General features: G+C 63.2%; 26 protein-coding genes. 17 read left to right on the top strand and 9 right to left on the bottom strand.

Translation table 11 applies throughout. From position 1 onward, the window contains the following. Positions 1-470 precede the first annotated feature (470 nt). A complete protein-coding gene (locus SJY40_RS02455) occupies positions 471-1,556 on the bottom strand; it encodes a P-loop NTPase (RefSeq protein WP_378942329.1) in 1,086 nt (361 codons plus the stop codon). 336 nt (positions 1,557-1,892) lie between these two features. Here SJY40_RS02455 and SJY40_RS02450 point away from each other — a divergent pair, with 336 nt between their 5' ends. From SJY40_RS02450 to SJY40_RS02415, 8 genes are all read left to right on the top strand, one after another. Then, a complete protein-coding gene (locus SJY40_RS02450) occupies positions 1,893-2,120 on the top strand; it encodes a DUF1127 domain-containing protein (RefSeq protein ID WP_378942327.1) in 228 nt (75 codons plus the stop codon). Between the two features lie 601 nt (positions 2,121-2,721). Further along, positions 2,722-2,937, top strand: a complete 216-nt coding sequence (locus SJY40_RS02445; RefSeq protein WP_378942325.1) for a DUF2945 domain-containing protein — start codon at positions 2,722-2,724, stop codon at positions 2,935-2,937. Between the two features lie 39 nt (positions 2,938-2,976). Next, entirely contained in the window at positions 2,977-3,756 is a 780-nt protein-coding gene (locus SJY40_RS02440) for a 23S rRNA (adenine(2030)-N(6))-methyltransferase RlmJ (protein ID WP_378942323.1), read from the top strand. Between the two features lie 72 nt (positions 3,757-3,828). Next, entirely contained in the window at positions 3,829-4,122 is a 294-nt protein-coding gene (locus SJY40_RS02435) for a septum formation initiator family protein (protein ID WP_378942321.1), read from the top strand. A gap of 118 nt (positions 4,123-4,240) precedes the next feature. Then, positions 4,241-5,275, top strand: coding sequence for a pyruvate dehydrogenase (acetyl-transferring) E1 component subunit alpha (pdhA, locus tag SJY40_RS02430; protein WP_378942319.1), 1,035 nt, complete (start codon positions 4,241-4,243; stop codon positions 5,273-5,275). A gap of 14 nt (positions 5,276-5,289) precedes the next feature. Continuing rightward, positions 5,290-6,657, top strand: a complete 1,368-nt coding sequence (locus tag SJY40_RS02425) for a pyruvate dehydrogenase complex E1 component subunit beta (RefSeq protein ID WP_378942317.1) — start codon at positions 5,290-5,292, stop codon at positions 6,655-6,657. Positions 6,658-6,670: 13 nt separating this feature from the next. After that, positions 6,671-7,987: a pyruvate dehydrogenase complex dihydrolipoamide acetyltransferase gene (locus SJY40_RS02420; RefSeq protein ID WP_378942315.1), complete on the top strand. Its 1,317-nt coding sequence runs from the start codon at positions 6,671-6,673 to the stop codon at positions 7,985-7,987. 153 nt (positions 7,988-8,140) lie between these two features. Then, positions 8,141-8,371, top strand: coding sequence for a hypothetical protein (locus tag SJY40_RS02415; RefSeq protein ID WP_378942312.1), 231 nt, complete (start codon positions 8,141-8,143; stop codon positions 8,369-8,371). An 85-nt stretch (positions 8,372-8,456) separates the two neighbouring features. On the opposite strand, the gene SJY40_RS02410 is transcribed toward SJY40_RS02415, so the two are convergent. The 5 genes from SJY40_RS02410 to SJY40_RS02390 form a co-directional block, all read right to left on the bottom strand. Then, complete coding sequence (locus SJY40_RS02410) at positions 8,457-8,975, bottom strand: type 1 glutamine amidotransferase domain-containing protein (protein ID WP_378942310.1); 519 nt, start codon at positions 8,973-8,975, stop codon at positions 8,457-8,459. Positions 8,976-9,038: 63 nt separating this feature from the next. Then, positions 9,039-9,809 carry a division plane positioning ATPase MipZ gene (locus SJY40_RS02405; RefSeq protein WP_378942307.1) on the bottom strand — a complete coding sequence of 257 codons (771 nt, stop codon included), beginning with the start codon at positions 9,807-9,809 and terminating at the stop codon, positions 9,039-9,041. 109 nt (positions 9,810-9,918) lie between these two features. Further along, positions 9,919-10,848: a DMT family transporter gene (locus tag SJY40_RS02400; protein ID WP_378942305.1), complete on the bottom strand. Its 930-nt coding sequence runs from the start codon at positions 10,846-10,848 to the stop codon at positions 9,919-9,921. Next, positions 10,845-11,417, bottom strand: a complete 573-nt coding sequence (locus tag SJY40_RS02395; RefSeq protein WP_378942303.1) for a peroxidase-related enzyme — start codon at positions 11,415-11,417, stop codon at positions 10,845-10,847. The genes SJY40_RS02400 and SJY40_RS02395 overlap by 4 nt, the downstream gene beginning before the upstream one ends. A gap of 55 nt (positions 11,418-11,472) precedes the next feature. Further along, positions 11,473-12,321: a LysR family transcriptional regulator gene (locus tag SJY40_RS02390; RefSeq protein ID WP_378942300.1), complete on the bottom strand. Its 849-nt coding sequence runs from the start codon at positions 12,319-12,321 to the stop codon at positions 11,473-11,475. 98 nt (positions 12,322-12,419) lie between these two features. On the opposite strand from SJY40_RS02390, the gene SJY40_RS02385 reads away from it, so the two are divergent. The 8 genes from SJY40_RS02385 (at position 12,420) to rpmE (ending at position 17,420) form a co-directional block, all read left to right on the top strand. Further along, positions 12,420-13,007, top strand: a complete 588-nt coding sequence (locus SJY40_RS02385; protein WP_378942298.1) for an FMN-dependent NADH-azoreductase — start codon at positions 12,420-12,422, stop codon at positions 13,005-13,007. Positions 13,008-13,184: 177 nt separating this feature from the next. Continuing rightward, on the top strand, positions 13,185-14,681 hold the full coding sequence (gene ffh, locus SJY40_RS02380; RefSeq protein WP_378942296.1) for a signal recognition particle protein: 1,497 nt from the start codon (positions 13,185-13,187) through the stop codon (positions 14,679-14,681). Between the two features lie 2 nt (positions 14,682-14,683). After that, positions 14,684-14,989 carry a chorismate mutase gene (locus SJY40_RS02375; protein ID WP_378942292.1) on the top strand — a complete coding sequence of 102 codons (306 nt, stop codon included), beginning with the start codon at positions 14,684-14,686 and terminating at the stop codon, positions 14,987-14,989. A gap of 36 nt (positions 14,990-15,025) precedes the next feature. Continuing rightward, complete coding sequence (gene rpsP, locus SJY40_RS02370) at positions 15,026-15,382, top strand: 30S ribosomal protein S16 (RefSeq protein ID WP_108503345.1); 357 nt, start codon at positions 15,026-15,028, stop codon at positions 15,380-15,382. Between the two features lie 49 nt (positions 15,383-15,431). Further along, a complete protein-coding gene (gene rimM, locus SJY40_RS02365; RefSeq protein WP_378942290.1) occupies positions 15,432-15,932 on the top strand; it encodes a ribosome maturation factor RimM in 501 nt (166 codons plus the stop codon). Further along, positions 15,929-16,795 (top strand): tRNA (guanosine(37)-N1)-methyltransferase TrmD, encoded by an 867-nt coding sequence (gene trmD / locus SJY40_RS02360; protein WP_378942288.1) that lies wholly within the window; start codon positions 15,929-15,931, stop codon positions 16,793-16,795. The genes rimM and trmD overlap by 4 nt, the downstream gene beginning before the upstream one ends. Positions 16,796-16,800: 5 nt before the next feature. Next, positions 16,801-17,184 carry a 50S ribosomal protein L19 gene (rplS, locus tag SJY40_RS02355; RefSeq protein ID WP_072298491.1) on the top strand — a complete coding sequence of 128 codons (384 nt, stop codon included), beginning with the start codon at positions 16,801-16,803 and terminating at the stop codon, positions 17,182-17,184. A gap of 14 nt (positions 17,185-17,198) precedes the next feature. Beyond that, the gene (gene rpmE, locus SJY40_RS02350; protein WP_378942285.1) at positions 17,199-17,420 is read left to right on the top strand and encodes a 50S ribosomal protein L31; all 222 of its coding nucleotides are present in this window, start codon (positions 17,199-17,201) and stop codon (positions 17,418-17,420) included. A 126-nt stretch (positions 17,421-17,546) separates the two neighbouring features. On the opposite strand, the gene SJY40_RS02345 is transcribed toward rpmE, so the two are convergent. Beyond that, positions 17,547-19,505 (bottom strand): methylmalonyl-CoA mutase family protein, encoded by a 1,959-nt coding sequence (locus SJY40_RS02345; RefSeq protein ID WP_378942282.1) that lies wholly within the window; start codon positions 19,503-19,505, stop codon positions 17,547-17,549. A gap of 209 nt (positions 19,506-19,714) precedes the next feature. On the opposite strand from SJY40_RS02345, the gene ccrA reads away from it, so the two are divergent. Further along, positions 19,715-21,004: a crotonyl-CoA carboxylase/reductase gene (gene ccrA / locus SJY40_RS02340; RefSeq protein WP_378942280.1), complete on the top strand. Its 1,290-nt coding sequence runs from the start codon at positions 19,715-19,717 to the stop codon at positions 21,002-21,004. 38 nt (positions 21,005-21,042) lie between these two features. Here ccrA and SJY40_RS02335 read toward each other — a convergent pair whose 3' ends face one another. Both SJY40_RS02335 and SJY40_RS02330 read right to left on the bottom strand, forming a co-directional pair. Next, complete coding sequence (locus SJY40_RS02335) at positions 21,043-21,249, bottom strand: hypothetical protein (protein ID WP_378942277.1); 207 nt, start codon at positions 21,247-21,249, stop codon at positions 21,043-21,045. A 158-nt stretch (positions 21,250-21,407) separates the two neighbouring features. Next, the gene (locus SJY40_RS02330; protein ID WP_378942275.1) at positions 21,408-21,614 is read right to left on the bottom strand and encodes a hypothetical protein; all 207 of its coding nucleotides are present in this window, start codon (positions 21,612-21,614) and stop codon (positions 21,408-21,410) included. Positions 21,615-21,621 lie beyond the last annotated feature (7 nt).

Genomic DNA, 21,621 nt, shown 5'->3' with positions numbered 1-21,621 from the left:
CGCCACCTTGGGGTTGGTGCTGCTCGCACGCGCGGGCCGGTCTGTTTGGAAAACGGTTGCCTGCATGAAGTCTGCTTCGTCTTCGCGGGATCTTTTTGCCCCGTTTCACTGCCCGTTTTCGTGATCCGGTTGTGACATGGGAATTCATGGGAAGCAACGGTATTATTGGGCCATGCACCGCATTCCGCCGATGCAAAAACCTGCATATACTGCGTCGAATCAATTCCGCCGGGCGATTTTCCGCAACCTGTGGTATAGTTGCATTTAAACAACACTAGATGTGGAAGATCTCGGCGCCTGCCGTTTTTTGGCCGACTGCGGCACGTTCGGCACAGTTCGCCACAGTTCAAGTCCGAACTGCGCCGGGATTCACAAAATCTTAATCTTCGATCACGGCCGCTCACGAAAAAGGGAGGCCGCAGACCGCGACCTCCCGTAATTTCCCTGCCATCCCGTTAATTCCCGAACGGTCAGGCGATGCCGCCCTGCACCAGACGATCGGCCAGTCGCCCATAGGCGTCTGCGACCTTGCCTTCGCCCAAGGCGACCGGACGACCGGAATCACCGGCAAGACGGACCTCAAGCTCCAGCGGCAGTTCGCCCAGGAAGGGCAGACCAAGGGTTTCGGCTTCGGCCGCGACGCCTCCGTGGCCGAACAGATGCGCCTCATGGCCGCAACTGGGGCATATATAAGAAGACATGTTCTCGATCAGCCCCAGAACAGGGGTCTTCAGCTTGCCGAACATGTCGATTGCGCGGCGCGCATCCAGCAGCGCCACATCCTGCGGGGTCGAGACGATGATCGCCCCCGTGACCGGCGCCTTCTGGCACAGACTCAACTGTACGTCGCCGGTGCCGGGCGGCAGGTCGATCAGCAGCACGTCCAGCTCGCCCCAGTTCACCTGTTGCAACAGCTGCTGCAGGGCGCCCATCAGCATGGGACCGCGCCAGACCAGTGCCTCGCCTTCCTTCAGCATCAGCCCGATGGACATGACAGTGACGCCATGCGCATGCAGCGGTTCGATGCGCTGGCCATCAGGACTGGCCGGACGCCCCGACAGCCCCATCATGCGCGGCTGCGAGGGACCATAGATGTCGGCATCCAGCAGACCGACCTTGCGACCGGCCTTGGCCAGGGCCACCGCAAGGTTGGAGGTGACGGTAGATTTGCCCACGCCGCCCTTGCCCGATCCGATGGCGATGATGTTCTTCACACCGGGGATTGCCTGCGGGCCCGATTGCGGCTTGGCATGGCCACCGATCTTCAGGGACGGCGCCTCGCCTGACACCGCCTTGGGGGGCGCGGGCTTGGCGGGGGCGGTCATGACGATATGGACGACGGTGACCTCGGGCATGGCCGCGATGCGGGCCTTTGCTTCGGCCTCGACCGGCTCATAGGCCTTGGCGGTGGCGGCATTCTCGACCTCGAGGACGAATCGCACGGTCCCCGCATCGATGGAAATGGCCCTGACAATGTCGGCCTCACCCAGTGTTCCCCCCTGCGGAAGGGGAATATCCGAGATTGCCGTAAGGATCGCTTCGCGGGTGACGGGCATGTGGGAAACCTGTGTCTTGTTTGCTGGACACCATGAAGCACAGAAGTCGGCACCTCAACACCCCTGCGACAAACTGGCCGCCAAGGCCGCTAACCGCTTTCAATTATTGGGATTTTGCAGCTGCAGCGTGATCGCTAACGAATGTACTGTTTCAATTTTATGACGATATTTCATCAGCAAGGCGGCAGATAGGTCAGCAACAGTCATGCGTTTGCTGCATGGCAGCATTCGCAAACCGTGCGTTGTGCAATGCGGTCGCAAAGTCCATCTTCATCACAACGAAACGCCGAACCAATCCGGGTCCGGCAGACGAGATGAACCGAAAGGATACCCACCATGGCTGTTTTCGCCCAAGCACAGAACGTCACCGTCAACACCGGTCTTCGTGGTCGCATGCTGACCGCGATCCAGCGGATGCAGGAAAACCGCGCACGCCGCGCCGTTTACCGCCAGACCGTGCGTGAACTGAATGCGCTGACCACCCGCGATCTGGACGATCTGGGCATCAACCGCACCATGATCACCCGCCTGGCACGCGAAGCCGCATACGGCTCGGCCCAGTAAGAATTCGAATTCCCGACCACCTCCTCCTCCCTGTGGTCGGGACTGGCGACATCCCTTTCTCCTCCTCCCTGGGGATGTCGCCCAAAGTTACGCCGGAACCCGATCCTCCTCCCCGGGTTACCAGCGGATAGCGGCGACCTCCTCCTCCTCCCTGAGGTCGCCGCAAACAACATAGCCGCCCCATTTGCGGCACACGGTTACGCCGGGTCTCCTCCTCCTCCCTGAGACCCCGGTGTTCGCGGTGAAAGCCCTCCTCCTCCCTGGCTGACACCGCACCCCATACGCGGCCCCTCCTCCTCCCTGGGCCAGCGTTGCGCGGCGACCCCCTCCTCCTCCCTGGGGTCGCCGCATCAGACATAGCCGCCTTATTCGCGGCAAAAGCATACGCCGGGTCTCCTCCTCCTCCCTGAGACCCCGGTGTTCGCGGTGACGGCCCTCCTCCTCCCTGGCTGCACCGCACCCAAAACGCGGCCCCTCCTCCTCCCTGGGCCAGCGTTTCGCGGCGACCCCCTCCTCCTCCCTGGGGTCGCCGCATTTTCATTTCAGCGGAACCCTGCCCCACGTCGCGCATTCCCTTTGGAACATGCGATCCGGAGGCATCATGATTTTGCGCAAGGGAACCAAGGTCGAATGGGATTGGTCAGGCCATTCAGCGACCGGCAAGATCACCCAGATCTTCCGCGAGGATGTCAGCCGCCAGATCAAGGGCAGCACCGTCACCCGCAATGCCAGCAAGGACGATCCCGCCTATCTGATCGAACAGGACGACGGCGACCGCGTGCTGAAAAGCCGATCCGAACTTAAACGCGCCGATTGACGGCTTTCCGCGCCCGCCGAAGGGCGCTAAGCGTGGGTCATGCTCAGTTATCAACACGCCTATCACGCAGGAAACCTGGCCGATCTGCACAAGCACGCGCTGCTTGCGGTCGCCATGGAATATCTTGGCCGCAAGGACAAACCGCTGTCCTATCTGGAAACCCATGCGGGTCGCGGCCTTTACGACCTGACCGGCCCCGAAGCCCGCAAGACGGGCGAGGCCGACGCCGGCATCACCCGCGCCCTTGCCGACGACTGGTTGCCGGACGATCACCCGCTGATGGATGCGCTGACGGCCATCCGCAAATCGCGCGGGCCGGACGTCTATCCGGGATCGCCGCTGGTCGCCGCGCATTTCATTCGTCCCGATGACCGCATCCATCTGGCCGAATTGCACCCCGCCGAACATCAGGCCCTGCGCGCAGTTGCCGGTTTCGCCACCCTGCACGCCCGCGACGGGTTCGAGATGGCGCAGGCGCAATGCCCGCCCACCCCGCGCCGCGGCATGCTGCTGATCGACCCCAGCTACGAGATCAAGGCCGAATACGACATCGTTCCGCGCCAGATCGGCCTCTTGGCGCGCAAGTGGAATGTTGGCGTCATCGCGCTGTGGTATCCGATCCTGACCGATCACCGGCATCTGGCGATGACGGCACAGCTGACCAGCCAGTTCCCCGGGGCGCTGCTGTCCGAAGTTCACTTCCCGCCCGCCCGCGACGGCCATTCGATGATCGGGTCCGGCATGTTCGTTATCAACCCGCCTTGGGGTCTGACCGAGGAAGCCCGCCGTCTGGAAGCGGTCTTTCGCAACCGCGCGTGACAGGTTAGCTGACGGGGATTCCCCCGTCGGTTGCGCTGTGGCATGATCTGCAGTGCCAGAAGGAACAGCCCCATGCCTCAACGCCTGTCGATCGGCGCGACCGTCTATCTTGTCGTCATCTGCGCCCTCGGTCTCTATTTCGCCTTCGCGGCCGTTCAGGGGCCCTCGGGCATCCTGCGCCGCATCCAGATCGAGGCCGAGACGGCCGATCTGGAAAGCCAGCGCGACGCCTTGCAGGCCGAGGTCGAGCAGATCCAGAACCTGACCCACCGCCTGTCGGACGATTATCTGGACATGGATCTGCTGGACGAACGCGCCCGAGAGGTGCTGGGCCTGCTGCGTTCGGATGAAATCATCCTGCGCTAGCCCTGTCCCAAAGGCGACGTGCAGGTCATTTTGACCGGCATTGCACGGCTGCGAGCAATGGGTTACGGATTAGTTTAACGCTGAACTATCCCTACCACGCTCCAGGAGGATACGCCGCATGGCCAGGAAACCCAGCCCCCAATCGGAGGCGCCTTCGAACGTTTCGAAGGACGAGCTGCTGCAATATTATCGTGACATGTTGTTGATCCGCCGATTCGAGGAAAAGGCCGGACAGCTTTACGGCATGGGTCTGATCGGCGGCTTTTGCCACCTTTACATCGGTCAGGAAGCTGTCGTCGTGGGGCTGGAAGCCTGCGCCAAGGAAGGCGACAAGCGCATCACCAGCTATCGCGACCACGGCCACATGCTGGCCTGCGGCATGGAAGCCCGCGGCGTCATGGCCGAGCTGACCGGCCGCGAGGGCGGCTACTCCAAGGGCAAAGGCGGCAGCATGCATATGTTCAGCCGCGAAAAGCACTTCTATGGCGGCCACGGCATCGTGGCCGCGCAGGTGCCACTTGGTGCGGGCCTGGCATTCGCCGACAAATATCTGGGCAATGACAACGTCACCTTCACCTATTTCGGTGATGGCGCCGCGAACCAGGGTCAGGTCTATGAGACCTACAACATGGCCGCCCAATGGGATCTGCCGGTCATCTTCGTGATCGAGAACAACCAGTACGCCATGGGCACCTCGGTCAAGCGCTCGACCAAGTCGACGACGCTGTTCGGTCGCGGTCAGGCCTTCGGCATCGAGGGTGAGCAGGTCGACGGCATGGACGTGATGGCGGTGAAGGCAGCAGGTGAAAAGGCCGTGGCCCACTGCCGTGCGGGCAAGGGCCCCTATATCCTGGAAGTGATGACCTATCGCTATCGTGGACACTCGATGTCGGACCCGGCCAAGTACCGGACCCGCGAAGAAGTCCAGAAGATGCGCGACGAACGCGACCCGATCGAGAACATCCGCGAGCTGCTGCTGCAAGGCAAGCACGCCTCGGAAGAAGAACTCAAGGCGCTGGACAAGGAAATCAAGGACGTCGTCAACGACTCTGCCGAGTTCGCCAAGGAAAGCCCCGAGCCGGCCTTGGAAGAGCTTTGGACCGACATCTATGCTGCCGAACTGCCGCAGGGCAGTGCCGAAGAAAACGCCTGAGGGGGTGACGTAACATGGCTACCGAAATCCTGATGCCCGCCCTGTCCCCCACGATGGAGGAGGGCACACTTGCAAAATGGCTGAAGAAGGAAGGCGACGAGGTCAAATCCGGCGACATCCTGGCCGAGATCGAGACCGACAAGGCCACCATGGAGTTCGAGGCTGTCGATGAAGGCATCCTTGGCAAGATCCTGGTGCAGGAAGGCGAACAGGGCGTGAAAGTGAACACTCCGATCGCCGTTCTGATCGAAGAGGGCGAAAGCGCCGACGACATCAAGGCCCCGGCCGAAGCTGCGGCACCTGCCGAAAGCGCGCCTGCCGAAAAGCCCACGACCTCGGCCGTGGAAGAGGTCAAGACCCCTGCCCCCGACACCAGCCCCGACTGGCCCGAGGGCACGAAGATGAAGACCATGACCGTGCGCGAAGCGCTGCGCGAGGCCATGTCCGAAGAAATGGAACGCGACGACACCGTCTTCCTGATGGGCGAAGAGGTCGGCGAATACCAAGGTGCCTACAAGATCAGCCAAGGCCTGCTGGACAAATTCGGTCCGCGCCGCGTCGTCAACACCCCGATCAGCGAAATCGGTTTCGCCGGTATCGGCACGGGGGCCGCGTTGGCCGGTCTGCGTCCGATCGTCGAGTTCATGACCTTCAACTTCGCCATGCAGGCGATGGATCACATCATCAACTCGGCTGCCAAAACGCTGTATATGTCGGGCGGTCAGATGGGTGCGGCCATGGTCTTCCGCGGTCCGAACGGCGCTGCCGCCCGCGTGGGTGCCCAGCACAGCCAGGACTATACCGCATGGTTTGCCGCCATCCCCGGCCTGAAGGTCGTCATGCCCTATTCGGCAGCCGACGCCAAAGGCCTGATGAAGCAGGCGATCCGCGACCCGAACCCGGTGATCTTCCTTGAAAACGAGATCCTCTACGGTCGCAGCTTCGAAGTGCCGGACATGGATGATTTCACCATTCCCTTCGGCAAGGCCCGCATCGCCCGCAAGGGTGACGACGTGACCATCGTCAGCTTCGGCATCGGCATGGCCCACGCGCTGGAAGCCGCCGAAAAACTGGCCGAGGAGGGCATCGAGGCCGAGGTGATCGACCTGCGGACCCTGCGCCCGCTGGATTACGGTTCGATCCTGGAATTGGTCAAGAAGACCAACCGTTGCGTCACCGTCGAGGAAGGCTTCCCCGTCGGATCGATCGGCAACCACATCTCGGCCTGGCTGATGGAGAACGCGTTCGACTATCTGGACGCGCCGGTCATCAACTGCACCGGTAAGGATGTGCCGATGCCCTATGCCGCAAATCTTGAAAAGCACGCGCTGATCACGCCCGCCGAGGTCGTCGAAGCCGTGAAAAAAGTCACCTACAAGTAAGGGAGGCAACGCGATGCCCACGGAAATCCTGATGCCCGCGCTGTCCCCCACGATGGAGGAAGGCACGCTGGCCAAATGGCTGGTGAAAGAGGGCGACGAGGTCAAATCCGGCGATATCCTCGCCGAGATCGAGACCGACAAGGCCACGATGGAGTTTGAAGCCGTCGACGAAGGCAAGATCGGCAAGATCCTGATCGCCGAAGGTACCTCCGGCGTGGCGGTCAACACCGCCATTGCCGTCCTGCTGGAGGACGGCGAATCCGCCGACGACATCTCGGCCCCCAAGGCCGAGGCGAAAGCCGACAGCGCCCCTGCCGAAGCCCCGCGCGAAGTGCAGGGCGAGGCGGATCGCGATATTTCGCCCGCCAAGGCTGCGGCACCGGCTGCCAAGGCCGATGGCACCCGCATCTTCGCATCGCCGCTGGCGCGCCGCATTGCGGCCGACAAAGGTCTGGACCTGTCCAACATCACGGGCTCCGGCCCGCGCGGACGAATCGTCAAATCCGATGTCGAAAACGCCAAGGCGGGCGCTGCACCGGCCAAATCCGCTGAAGCTGCTGCCCCCGCGGCGGCCGCTGCTGCACCGGCGCAGGCACCCAAGGGTCTGTCCACCGATGCCGTCATCAAGATGTACGCCGACCGCGAGACGACCGAGGTTCAGCTGGACGGCATGCGCCGCACCATCGCCGCGCGTCTGACCGAGGCCAAGCAGACCATCCCGCATTTCTATCTGCGTCGTTCGGCCAAGCTGGATGCCCTGATGGAATTCCGCGCCACGCTGAACAAGCAGTTGGAAGGTCGCGGCGTCAAGCTGTCGGTCAACGACTTCATCATCAAGGCTTCGGCCTTGGCGCTGCAGCAGGTGCCGGATGCGAATGCGGTCTGGGCAGGCGACCGCATCCTGAAGCTGACGCCTTCGGATGTCGCGGTGGCCGTGGCCATCGACGGCGGTCTGTTCACTCCGGTCCTGAAGGATGCGCATCAAAAGACGCTGTCCACCCTTTCGGCCGAGATGAAGGACCTTGCCGGTCGCGCCAAGTCCAAGAAACTTGCCCCCCATGAATATCAGGGCGGCAGTTTTGCGATCAGCAATCTGGGCATGTTCGGGATCGAGAATTTCGATGCCGTCATCAACCCGCCGCATGGCGCGATCCTTGCGGTCGGCGCAGGCGTCAAGACTCCGGTCGTCGAAGGCGATCAGGTCGTCATCCGCAACGTGATGTCGATGACCCTGTCGGTCGACCACCGGGTGATCGACGGCGCGATGGGTGCCCAGCTGCTGGAGGCCATCGTGGCCCATCTGGAAAACCCGATCGGCATGCTGGCCTGACTTTTCAGGCAGGTCAGGGGTCTGAAAAGGCTGATAACATCGACACAGGCGGCGGGGCATATTAGCCTTGCCGCCTGTGGTCTTTGTCAGGTCGCGCATGCGGCCGGACAGGTATCACCCAAGCCCCTGCAACTTTGACAAAGGAGGATCGTGATGATCCGGATGCTCGCATTCCCGCTGATCGCCGTCGCCACCGTCGGTGCCTGCACCCCCAAGGATTTCGAATCCGCGCCCGTGATGGTCGATACGCCATCGGGTCAGGTGACCTGCCAGCTGTACACCCAATCGATGACCGGATGGGACCGCGCGACCGATGCGCCTGACGGCATGTCCATCCCCGTTGCAGATGGCTACTGCAAGAAAGAAGGCCTGGCCCGGAAATAGCCCGGGGGCTTGCTGCGTCAGACAGACTGAAGGCCGCGTCCGTTTCCGGAACGCGGCCTTTGTCATCTCAGTTGGCGATATGCCCTCAGGTCAGACTGGCGACGATCGCCTTGACGAAATCGTCCAGATCATCGGGATTGCGACTGGTGATGACACCGCGATCCTCAACCACCGGTTGATCCAGCACCTCGGCCCCCGCATTGCGGATGTCGCTGCGGATCGAGGTAAAGCTTGTCATCTTGCGGCCTTTGGCCAGACCGGCCTCGACCAACAGCCACGGCGCGTGGCAGATAGCGGCAACGGGCTTGCCCGCATCGGCAAATGCCTTGATCAGACCGATGGCCTTGTCGTTGACGCGCAGATTGTCGGGATTGATGACGCCGCCCGGCAGAACCAGCGCGTCAAACCCGTCGGGGGTCTGATCCGCGATGGCCAAATCGGCCTTGACGGTCTTGCCCCAGTCGTCGGTGTCCCACGCGCGAATGTCGCCCACGTCGGGGGCGGCGATGTGAACCTCGTGACCGGCGGCCTTCAGTTGTTCAAGAGGCACGAACAGTTCGGATTGTTCGAACCCGTCGGATGCCATGATCAGGATGTTGGCCATGAGTGGACTCCTTTGCCTTTGCTTCATGTCGGCCAATCAATGCAAAGGGGTGGGGGGCGGTTCCTAGAAGGTGACCGAGACGCCCGGCAGGTTCAATTCGGTGATCAGGTCGCGCAATTCCTGACGCGCCGCGATATGCGACATCGACAGGGTTTCGGTACCGACATCCTTCAGGTCCAGCAGCGTCAGGCCACGCGGGAACAATTCGCGGAAAATGACGCGTTCGGAAAAGCCCGGAGCGACGCGAAACCCGATGCGCTTGGAAAGCGACGCCAGCGCGCCCCCGACCTTGCGCTTATTGTGCATCTGCTGGGTGCCAAGGCGGTTGCGCAGCACCAGCCAGTCGATGGGCCCCGCCCCCGCCTGCCCGCGCATCTGGCGGGCGTTCCAGACCATCTCGGCATAGATCGACGGGCCCAGCACCTGACCGTCCGGCGACATCCGCGCCAACAGGTCGAAATCGACGAAACTGTCGTTCATGGGGGTGATCAGCGTATCAGCGACGGTATGGGCCATCTGGCTGAGGCGGGTATGCGACCCCGGACAATCCAGCAGGATGAAGTCGCACTGCTTTTCCAACAGCTCCAGCGCGGGGGTCAGTGGGTCCGACCCTTCGCCCAGCTGCGCCATGACCGGCATGGGCAGATCAAAGCCTTCGCGGGCACGAAACGCGCTGCGGTTTTCCAGGTAGCGCGCAAAGCTGCGCTGGCGCACGTCCAGATCAAGACCGCCGACGGTATGTCCCATGCGCGCCAAAGCGGTGGTCACATGCATGGACGTGGTCGATTTTCCCGACCCGCCCTTTTCGTTTCCGACCACGATGATATGCGCCACTGGCCGCCTCTTGTCCTGTCCCCTGGCGCGAACCTAACTGTCGGACGAGACGATGGAAAGTCACCGCGCGCGACCGGATCACGAATGTAGGAGCAGCGTCGCGATATGGTCACGCCGGCGGCGCAGCCCGCCCGATCAGCCGCCCGTCGATCATCGCCAGACCCAGCCCGATCACCGCCATGCCCAACAGCTGCACCACGCCAAGGCTTTCGCCAAGGAACAGCCAGCCCAGCAGGATCGCCGAGACAGGCACAAGGAAGGTCACAAGCGAGATGTTCGTGGCCCCTGCCCGTCCCAGAATGCGGAAGAACAGCACATAGGCCAGACCGGTGCAGAGTGCCCCCAGAACCAGCACCGCCAGCCACACCCGACCCGGCACATCCATCGTCGGCAAGCCATCGACCGTCAGCGCCAAGGGCAGCAGCACGACGCTGGAGCCGGTGACCATGCCCGCCGCCGTGACCACCGGGTCGATGCCGCGCCTGCGGAATTGCCGCCCAAAGGCCGCCGCGCAGGCATAGCTGATCGCCGCCGCCAGCATCGCCACCTGCGGCAGCATCCCGTGGCCCCCGGACATGCTGTCCAGCCCGATCATCACCGCAACCCCGCCCAGTCCCGTCGCGACCCCTGCCAGCCGCGTCAGGCTGGCGCGTTCGTCGGTCAGAACAAGGGTCGAAACCAGCACCGTGAACAGCGGCGTCGTCGCGTTCAGGATCGAGGCCAGCCCCGCCGGGATCGAGGTTTGCGCCCAGACGATCAGCCCGAATGGGATGGCGTTGTTCAGCACCCCCATCACCAAAAACGCCCCCCAGAGGTCGGCCCCGCGCGGGATGGGGCGTCCGGTGACGAAGACGACGCTCCACAGGACCAGCGCCGCGACGGCGACGCGGATGGCGACGATGCTGATGACCGGCAGATGTCCGACGATCACGCCGATCAGAAAGAAGGACCCGCCCCAGATCAGCGACAACAGCAGCAGCAGCGCCCAATCGGCGGCCTCCATGCGGGTGCTGATGCCGGGGGATGCGGCGGCGCTCATGGCTGGCGGCCCAGCATGTAGAATTCGTCGTTGGGGCGGATGTCGCCCGCGTTGACCAGCCGGTTCGACATGCCGAAGAAGGCGGCGATGGCGCCGATGTCCCAGACCTCGTCGGGGGTGAAGCCCGCCTGTGCCAGCGCCTGATGATCGGCGTCCTCGATATCCTGCGCTGCCAGCGCTACCTTTTCGGCATAGCGCAGCATGGCCCGCTGACGGTCGGTCAGATCGGCCTTGCGCCAGTTCACCGCCACCTGATCGGCGATCAGCGGGTCCTTGGCGCGGATGCGCAGGATCGCCCCATGGGCCACGACGCAATACTGGCAGCGGTTCAGCCCGCTGGTCGCCACGACGATCAATTCGCGATCGGCTTTGGTCAGACCCTCGTCCTTGTCCATCAGCGCATCGTGATAGGCGAAGAAGGCGCGGAATTCGGCCGGGCGATGGGCCAGCGCCAGAAAGACATTCGGCACGAAGCCCGATTTTTCCGACACCTTGGTGATGGTGTCCCGGATGTCGGGCGGAAGGCTGTCCAGTTCGGGGACGGCAAAGCGGCTGATGGGATGGGTCATTGCGTTCTCCTCCGGGGCGCAGCCTGCCTCAGGGCGCGGACAAGCGAAAGGCCCCTCAGGCGGGCTGTCGCAGGGCCGCCAGCGCCGCCTGCACCTTGGGGGTGCGGTGCAGATCGACGTGACTGACGACCCACAGATCGCTTTCCCATTCCGGCAGGGACATCACCTCGATCAGCCCGTGGGACCGGTCGGGCGACAGGGGACCAACGGCCAGCCCTTGGCGGATCACCATCTCTCGGGCGTCGGCGTCATTGGCGGTCAGCGCGATGTTGCGTGGTTCCAGCCGGGTTTCCAGCCAGCGCATGAAAGGGGCATTGCGCGCCTCGGGGCCCGGCAGGGCAAAGCGGTGGTCGCGCAGGTCGTTCACCGGCCCGTATCGGTCCAGATATTCCTGCGTGGCGAACAGTCCCATCGTGATGCTGCCCATCGACAGGACGACGTAATCGGGCTGCGTGGGTCTGGACCCTGCCCTGATGGCGACATGCGCCTCGCCCGAAGCCAAGCGGAACAGCCGCGCATCGGTCAGATAGCTGATGCGCAGGTCGGGATGGCGGGTCATCAGACCGGCCAGCCGGGGCATGACCAGACAGGCCAGTTCGGGAACGACGGTGACGATCAGCTCGCCCTCGATCCGCTGGCCGCTGCCCGCGATCTGGGCCGCCATCTGGGCGAAACGCTGGTCGGTCATATCCGCCGTTGCCAGAAGGGTCCGTCCCGCCTCGGTCAGGGCATAGCCGCGCGGGTGGCGCTGGAACAGGCGGGCCTGCAAGGCTGCCTCAAGGGCATCGATGCGCCGGATCACGGTCGCATGATGCACGCCCAGATCGGCGGCGGCCCCGCTGACGGTTCCGGTGCGTGCCACGGCCAGCGCCACGCGGATGTCGTCCCAACTGTCGATCTTCATGTGCGCTCCTGCACAGGTGCTGCGCGATTATCGGCCTTACGTTCGCAGGTGCATAGGCATAAGTCGATTCCAACAACATAATCCTCAAGGAGCCGCAAATGCACATCCTCCACATCGACAGCGCCGTCACCGGCGAAGCCTCGGTCACCCGCCAGCTGACCGCCGACATCACCGCCCGCCTGACGCAGGCGAACCCCGACGCCACGGTCACCTATCGCGACCTGAACGCCGGCGTGCCCGCCATCGACAGCACCTGGTTCGAGGCCGTCCGCGTCGGCGTCGACAACCCGACCGAGGCACATAAGGCCCGCGTCGCGGATTCCGATGCCCTGCTGAAGGAAGTGCAGGACGCCGATACGCTGGTCATCGCGCTGCCGGTCTATAACTTTGCCCTGCCTGCGCAGCTGAAGAACTGGCTGGACCAGATCGCCCGCGCCGGCGTCAGCTTCCAGTACACCGCCAATGGCCCCGAGGGCCTGTTGAAGAACAAGCGCGCCATCGTCGTCTATGCTTCGGGCGGCACGCCCTTCGGTTCGGACATGGACCACGCATCGGGCTATCTGCGCCACATGCTGGGCTTTTTGGGGATCACCGACGTGTCCTTCGTGGCCGCCGACCGCCTGATGATGGATCGCGACGCCTCCTTCGCCCGCGCCAAGGATGCTATGGACCAGATCGCCGCCTGATCTGCCACGTGACATGAAACGGTCCCCAAGGTTGACTTGGGGGCCGTTTCTGCGTATCAGACCCTCGATTCCCGGAAGGATAGCCTTCCGGTCCCCGTCAGGTGCGGGGATCGCCCCCCGTCAGCGCGTCGCGCCCACGGGGGCAAAACCGTATTTGGACCGCAGGAGGCCCGGCTTATGTTCGAGAACCTTTCCGACCGTTTGGGCGGCGTCTTCGACCGGCTGACCAAGCAAGGTGCCCTGACTGAAGACGACGTCACCGCCGCCATGCGCGAAGTGCGCATCGCCCTGCTGGAGGCCGACGTGTCCCTGCAGGTCGCGCGCAGCTTCGTGAAATCGGTCACGGCCAAGGCGACGGGTTCCGCGGTCACCAAATCGGTCAGCCCCGGCCAGCAGGTCGTCAAGATCGTCCATGACGAGCTGATCAAGGTGCTGCAGGGCGAAGATGCCCCCGACGCGCTGCGCATCGACAACCCGCCCGCGCCGATCCTGATGGTCGGTCTGCAGGGCTCGGGCAAGACCACGACCACCGCCAAACTGGCGCTGCGCCTGAAGGACCGCGAAAAGAAGCGCGTTCTGATGGCGTCTTTGGACACCAACCGTCCCGCCGCGATGGAGCAGCTGGCCATTCTGGGTCAGCAGATCGGCGTTGACACGCTGCCGATCGTCAAGGGCGAGACCGCCCCGCAGATCGCCAAGCGCGCCAAGACGCAGGCATCCTTGGGCGGCTATGACGTCTTCCTGCTGGATACCGCCGGTCGTCTGCATATCGACGAAGTCCTGATGGACGAAGTGCAGGCTGTCCGCGACATCGCCCAGCCCCGCGAAACCATTCTGGTCGTCGATGGCCTGACCGGTCAAGACGCCGTCAACGTCGCCACCGAATTCGACGGCAAGGTCGGCATCACCGGTGTCGCCCTGACCCGGATGGACGGCGACGGTCGCGGCGGTGCGGCCCTGTCGATGCGCGCCGTCACCGGCAAGCCGATCCGCTTTGTCGGCCTTGGCGAAAAGATGGACGCGCTGGAAACCTTCGACGCCGAACGCGTCGCTGGCCGCATCCTCGGCATGGGCGACATCGTCGCCTTGGTCGAAAAGGCGCAACAGGTGCTGGAGGTCGAGCAGGCCGAACGCATGATGAAGCGTTTCCAGAAGGGTCTGTTCAACATGAACGACCTGCGCGGCCAGCTGGAGCAGATGCAGAAGATGGGCGGCATGCAGTCGGTCATGTCGATGATGCCGGGTATGGCCAAGATGGCCAAGCAGGCCGAAGCCTCGGGCTTTGACGACAAGGCCGTCGCCCACCAGATGGCGCTGATCAATTCCATGACCAAGAAGGAACGGGCCAACCCCGACCTTCTGCAGGCCAGCCGCAAGAAGCGCATCGCCGCCGGCGCGGGCCTGCAGGTGTCCGACCTGAACAAGCTGCTGAAGATGCAGAAGCAGATGGCCGACACCATGAAAAAGCTGGGCAAGATGGGCAAGGGTGGCATGATGAAGCAAGCCATGCGCGCCATGACCGGCAAGGGCGGTGGCCTGCCCGACATGGAAAACATGGACCCGGCAAAGATGGCCGAAGCTCAGAAGATGCTGCAGGACCCCAAGGGTCTTGGCGGACAGCTGGGCAAGGCCGGTCTTCCCAGTGGCCTCGGCGGTCTTTTCGGAAAGAAATGACCATGACCGATACACCCGAACAGGCCCTGCGCGCCGCTGAAATTCTGGCCGGACATCGCGCCAGCATCGACCGTCTGGACGCCATTCTGGTCTATACGCTTGCCGAAAGGTTCAAGCACACCCAATCCGTCGGCAAACTCAAAGCCGAACACGACCTTCCTCCCTCGGATCCGACGCGCGAAGCGCAACAGATCGAGCGGCTGGAACGCCTCGCGCGCGAGGCCGATCTGAACCCGGAATTCGCGCGCAAATTCCTGAATTTCGTGATCGCCGAAGTCATTCGGCACCATGAACGCCTGCAACCCTGACGCATCGCGTCCAAAGACTTTCCAAGGAGACTACCCATGTCCATGAAAATCCGCCTTGCCCGTGGTGGCAGCAAAAAGCGCCCTCACTATGCCATCGTCGCTTCCGATTCGCGCATGCCGCGCGACGGCCGCTTCCTGGAAAAGCTGGGCACCTATAACCCGCTGCTGGCCAAAGACAGCGAAGACCGCGTCAAGATGGATATCGAGCGTATCCAGTACTGGCTGGGTCAGGGCGCACAGCCGACCGACCGCGTCGCACGCTTCCTGGAAGCTGCCGGCGTCAAGGAAAAGGCCGAGCGCAAGAACATGAAGAAAGCCGTCCCCGGCAAGAAAGCCGCCAAGCGCGCAGAAGAGCGTGCGGCGAAAGCTGCTGCTCCGGCCGAAGCCGAGTGATATCTGCTGGCGGGGGCAACCCCGCCAGACACCAACCAGGAGGCAAAGAATGGCTGACGACCGCATCTGTGTCGGCGCGATCGCCGGGGCCTTCGGGGTCCATGGCGAAGTCCGGCTGAAAAGCTTCTGCGCCGAACCGTCCGACATCGCAAATTACACGCCGCTGACATCCGAGGATGGCAAGCGGTCCTTCACCGTCTCGCTGACCCGTTCGGTCACCGGCGGCATCGGCGCCCGCGTGACAGGCATCGCCACCCGTGAAGAGGCCGAGGCCCTGAAGGGCATGACGCTCTGGGCACCGCGCGATGCCCTGCCTTCGCTGCCCGACGATGAATTCTATCATGCCGACCTGATCGGTCTGGATGTCGTGGACACCGGCGGCCAATCGCTTGGCCGCGTGCGCGCCATCTATGACCACGGTGCGGGTGATATCCTCGAGATCATCGGCGGCAAGGACATCCTGATGCTGCCGTTTACCAAGGCCATCGTGCCGACCGTCGATCTGGCCGCCCGCCGCATCGTGGCCGACCCGCCCGGCGCCGACGAATGACCCAACCGCCGAAATCGCATGGCCGCCTGTCGATCAGCGCGACCCTGCGTCCGCGCGAACTGATGGCTGAACCCCAGGTTCAGGGTGCGTGGACCGCGCGCGTCATCACCCTGTTCCCCGAAGCCTTCCCCGGCATCCTTGGCCTGTCGCTAACCGGCAAGGCGCTGTCGCAGGGCCTGTGGAATATCCAGACCATCCCCTTGCGCGAATTCGGCACCGGCAAGCATCGCAACGTCGATGACACCCCTGCGGGTGGTGGCGCGGGCATGGTCATTCGCGCCGATGTCATGGATGCCGCCATTCGTGATGCATCACGCGGCGCACGCCTGCCGGTGATCTACATGTCGCCCCGCGGCAAGCCCCTGACGCAAGCCCGCGCCCGCGAACTGGCGCAAGGCCACGGCGTCATCCTGATCTGCGGCCGTTTCGAAGGCGTCGACCAGCGCGTTCTGGACGCCCATGACATCGAGGAGATCAGCATCGGCGATTATGTCCTGACCGGAGGAGAGATCGCCGCTCAGGTCTTGATCGACACGACAGTCCGGCTTATACCGCGCGTGCTGGGGAATCAGGATTCGCTGGCCGAGGAATCCTTTTCCGTCGGCAACCGGGGTCTTCTTGAACACCCTCAGTACACGAAGCCCGCCCTTTGGGAAGACCGCCAGATCCCCGACATCCTGTTGTCGGGAAATCACGCGGCCATTGCCAAATGGCGTGCAAGTGAGGCCGAACGGCTGACCAAGGAACGCCGCCCCGATCTGTGGCGGGCATATGCGGAAACGCATGTGGACCCGGCAAAGGACCGACAGCGCTCGGGCGCATCAGACCAATCGCGGAACCACCGCGAGCATGATAAGGATTAGCAGCGATGAATCTGATCGCAGAACTCGAAGCCGAGCAAATCGCCGAGCTTGGCAAGAATATTCCCGACTTCAAGGCAGGCGACACCATCCGTGTCGGCTACAAAGTGACCGAGGGCACCCGCTCGCGCGTCCAGAACTACGAGGGCGTCTGCATCTCGCGCAAGGGCGGCAGCACCATCGCAGCCAGCTTCACCGTGCGCAAGATCAGCTTCGGCGAAGGCGTGGAACGTGTGTTCCCCCTCTATTCGACCAACATCGATTCGATCGAAGTTGTCCGTCGCGGTAAAGTCCGTCGCGCCAAGCTGTACTATCTGCGCGACCGTCGTGGTAAATCGGCACGTATTGTCGAGAAAACCAACTACCGCCCCAAAACCGACGCGAAAGCCTGAACCGAGGTCACGAGATGAAAAACGATATCCATCCCGATTATCACATGATCGAGGTCAAGATGACCGACGGGACCACCTACCAGACCCGTTCGACCTGGGGCGCAGAAGGCGATTCGATGACGCTGGACATCGACCCGACCTCGCACCCTGCTTGGAACGGTGGCTCCACCCGCCTCATGGATGCTGGCGGCCGCGTCACCAAGTTCAAATCCAAATATGCAGGCCTCGGCTTCTGATAGCCCTGACCATCGCAGACAGACAAACGCCGCCCCTCGGGGCGGCGTTTCGCATTTTTTGGTTGTCGGAAATACCCCGCGGGGGTCCGGGGGGCGCGCAGCCCCCCGGCATTCGCGGGACGCAGATCAGGCGACCGCTTCGGCTGGTTCGACCAAGGTGACGATGTCGCGCATGATGGTGTTCAGCTGGAAATCCTTGGGGGTATAGACCCGCGCCACGCCCATCCGTGTCAGTGCAACCGCGTCCTCATCGGGAATGATGCCACCCACAATCACCGGCAGATGCCCCAGCCCCGCCTCGGCCAAGCGCTGCATCACATCGCGGATCAACGGCAGGTGACTGCCCGACAGGATCGACAGCCCGATCACATGCGCGCCCTCTTCCCCTGCCCGCGCGACGATCTGTTCGGGCGTCAGACGGATCCCCTCATAGGTGATGTCCATGCCGCAATCGCGCGCGCGAAATGCGATCTGCTCGGCCCCGTTGGAGTGACCATCCAGCCCCGGCTTGCCGACCAGAAACTTCAGCCGTCGCCCCAGCCTGTGGCTGACCGCATCCACGGCCTCGCGAATATCCTCCAGCCCCTCGGTCTGGTTCGACGGGCTGGCCGAGACCCCCGTCGGCCCGCGATATTCACCATGCACCTGCCGCATGACGCCTGCCCATTCGCCGGTCGTCATCCCGGCACGCGCCGCGGCGATGGATGCAGGCATGACGTTCCGCCCCGCCGCAGCGTCCGCCCGCAGTACCTCCAGCGCCTCTGCAACGGCACCGGCATCCCGACCGGCCCGCCATTCTTCCAGCCGCGCGATCTGATCCTGCTCGACCGCCGGATCGACCACCATGATCCCGCCATCCCCCGCCGTCAGCGGCGAAGGCTCGGCCTGCTGCCAGCGGTTCACGCCCACCACCACCGTCTCATTCGTCTCGATCCGCCCAAGGCGCGCGGCATTCGATTCGACCAGCCGCGACTTCATGTAGTCGATGGCGGCAATCGCGCCGCCCATCTTGTCCAGCAGCTCCAGCTCGGCCCGCGCACCCGCCTTCAGCTCATCGACCTTGGCCTCGATCACCGGGTTGCCGTCGAACAGATCGCCGAACTCCAGCAGGTCGGTCTCATAGGCCAGGATCTGCTGCATCCGCAGCGACCACTGCTGGTCCCATGGGCGCGGCAGGCCCAGGGCCTCGTTCCAGGCAGGCAGCTGCACCGCCCGCGCCCGGGCATTCTTCGACAGCGTCACGGCCAACGTCTCCAGCAGGATGCGATAGACGTTGTTTTCCGGCTGCTGCTCGGTCAGCCCAAGGCTGTTGACCTGCACGCCATAGCGGAAGCGGCGGTATTTCTCCTCCTCGATGCCATAGCGGTCGCGGGTGATTTCATCCCACAACTCGGTAAAGGCGCGCATCTTGCACAGCTCGGTCACGAAGCGGATGCCCGCGTTGACGAAGAAGCTGATGCGCCCGACCATGGCCGGGAAATCCTCGGCAGGCACCTTGCCCTTCAGGTCGTCCAGCACGGCCACCGCGGTCGCCAGCGCATAAGCCAGTTCCTGTTCGGGCGTCGCGCCAGCCTCTTGCAGGTGATAGGAACAGACGTTCATCGGGTTCCACTTGGGCAGATGTTCGCGTGTATAGGCCGCCACATCCGTGATCATCGCCAAAGACGGCTTCGGCGGGCATATATAGGTGCCGCGCGACAGATATTCCTTGATCAGGTCGTTCTGCACCGTGCCCTGAAGTGCCGCGATATCGGCCCCCTGTTCCTGCGCGGCAGCGATATAGAGCGACAGCAGCCAGGGCGCGGTCGCATTGATCGTCATCGAGGTGTTCATCTGATCCAGCGGGATCTGGTCGAACAGGGCGCGCATATCGCCCAGATGACAGACCGGCACGCCGACCTTACCGACCTCGCCCCGCGCCAGCACGTGATCGCTGTCATAGCCGGTCTGGGTGGGCAGATCGAAAGCCACCGACAGGCCGGTCTGACCCTTGGACAGGTTCGTGCGGTATAGTTCGTTCGATTTGGCAGCCGTGGAATGGCCCGCATAGGTGCGGAACAGCCAGGGTTTGTCCTTCTGGGCCATCACTTAACCTCGCAATAATGTTTCGGCACGGATATCGATACAGAAACAATGATACCACGTCAATTCGCCGCACTGCGGCGCCGGACATTCCTTGACGACACAAAATTGCTTATAGTACCCACTTAATGTTGCATTGTTGCGCTTCCTATCGTAGCAACTTGGAAATCGACCCGGCGATTCTGCGCTGCGGCACATGACAGGAGAGTATGATGGCCCTCGACGCACCGACCCCGATTGCCCCCTATGACGCACCGGTCAAGGATCTCTATGCCGTGGGTGAGATGCCTCCGCTTGGCCATGTGCCTGCACAAATGCATGCCTGGACCATCCGCCGTGAACGTCAGGGCGAACCCGACAAGGCCATGCAGCCCGAGGTCGTGGACACCCCCGCCATCGACAGCAATGAGGTGCTGGTCATGGTGATGGCGGCGGGCGTCAACTATAACGGGATCTGGGCGGGTCTGGGCCAGCCGATCAGCATGTTTGACGTGCACAAGCAGCCCTATCATATCGCCGGATCGGACGCTTCGGGGATCGTTTGGGCGGTGGGCGACAAGGTCAAGCGCTGGAAGGTCGGCGACGAGGTCGTGATCCACTGCAACCAGGACGACGGCGACGACGAGGAATGCAACGGCGGCGACCCGATGTTTTCCACCACGCAGCGCATCTGGGGATACGAGACCCCCGACGGCAGCTTTGCCCAGTTTACCCGCGTCCAGTCCCAGCAGCTGATGCCCCGCCCCAAGCACCTGACATGGGAGGAATTGGCCTGCTATACTCTGACGCTGGCCACCGCATACCGGATGCTGTTCGGCCATGAACCGCATGAGCTGAAGCCCGGCATGAACGTGCTGGTCTGGGGTGCCTCGGGCGGTTTGGGGTCCTATGCGATCCAGCTGATCAACGCGGCGGGCGGCAATGCCATCGGCGTCATCAGCGAAGAAGACAAGCGCGATTTCGTCATGGGCCTTGGGGCCAAGGGCGTCATCAACCGCAAGGACTTCAAATGCTGGGGCCAGCTGCCCAAAGTGAACACCCCCGAATACAAGGAGTGGTTCACCGAGGCGCGCAAGTTCGGCGCCGCCATCTGGAACATCACCGGCAAGGGCAACAACGTCAACATCGTCTTCGAACACCCCGGAGAGGCCACCTTCCCGGTCAGCACGCTGGTCTGCAAGAAGGGCGGCATGATCGTGATCTGCGCGGGCACCACGGGCTTCAACTGCACCTTCGACGTGCGCTACCTGTGGATGCACCAGAAGCGCGTACAGGGCAGCCATTTCGCGCATCTGAAGCAAGCCAGCGCCGCCAACAAGCTGATGCTGGAACGCCGTCTGGATCCCTGCATGTCCGAGGTTTTCCCTTGGGCCGATATCCCGGCCGCGCATATGAAGATGTTCCGCAACGAACATAAGCCCGGCAATATGTCGGTGCTGGTCCAATCGCCCCGCACCGGGTTGCGCACCTTTGAAGACGCGCTGGAACCGGGTCACGGCTGAACGATCAGGCGGGCCGTCCACATGGGCGGCCCGCCCCGTCACGCGGCGCGACCATCCGCACCGGCAATGCGGCATTTCCAGCCGCTGATGGATTGGCCGGGATGCGTCTGCGTCCATTTGGCCAGCTGGGCCTGCGCGCCCATCATGCAGCCCATCAGGCCGATATCCTGGGTGAAGACCATGCTGCGGTCGCGGCAGCTTTGGGGATCGCCGGACATGCAGGCGACGAAAAGCAGTTCGATCATGGGCAAGTCCTGTCAGTTGCCCTCCCATCCTGTCAGCATGCCGCGCGGGGTGATTCCCTCCAAACCGGCAAGGGGCTGCAGGCCCGCCGCGCCGTATTTCGCGTGATTTTACGGCAACCCCATGGGCATTATGGCGCGCAAACGGGCAGCGATAGGGCTCAGGCCTTGCGGTCGGCCTCTCCGGCATAGCGGCATTTCCATTCGCGCACCTGTTCACGCGGGTGGGTTTCCATCCAGCGGGCCAGCTCGTTCTGGCTTTGCAGCATGCAGGTCATCAGCCCGTTCTGTTCCTCGAACAACAGGCTGTGGTCCAGACAGCGGTCCGGATCGGATGTCAGGCAGGTGACGAAAAACAGCTCGATCATCGCGGCA

It is taken from the genome of Paracoccus sp. R86501 (assembly GCF_042466435.1).
Lineage (GTDB): Bacteria > Pseudomonadota > Alphaproteobacteria > Rhodobacterales > Rhodobacteraceae > Paracoccus.
Note: the sequence above shows the minus strand (reverse complement) of the source record. Positions and strands in the feature narration are given on the sequence as shown.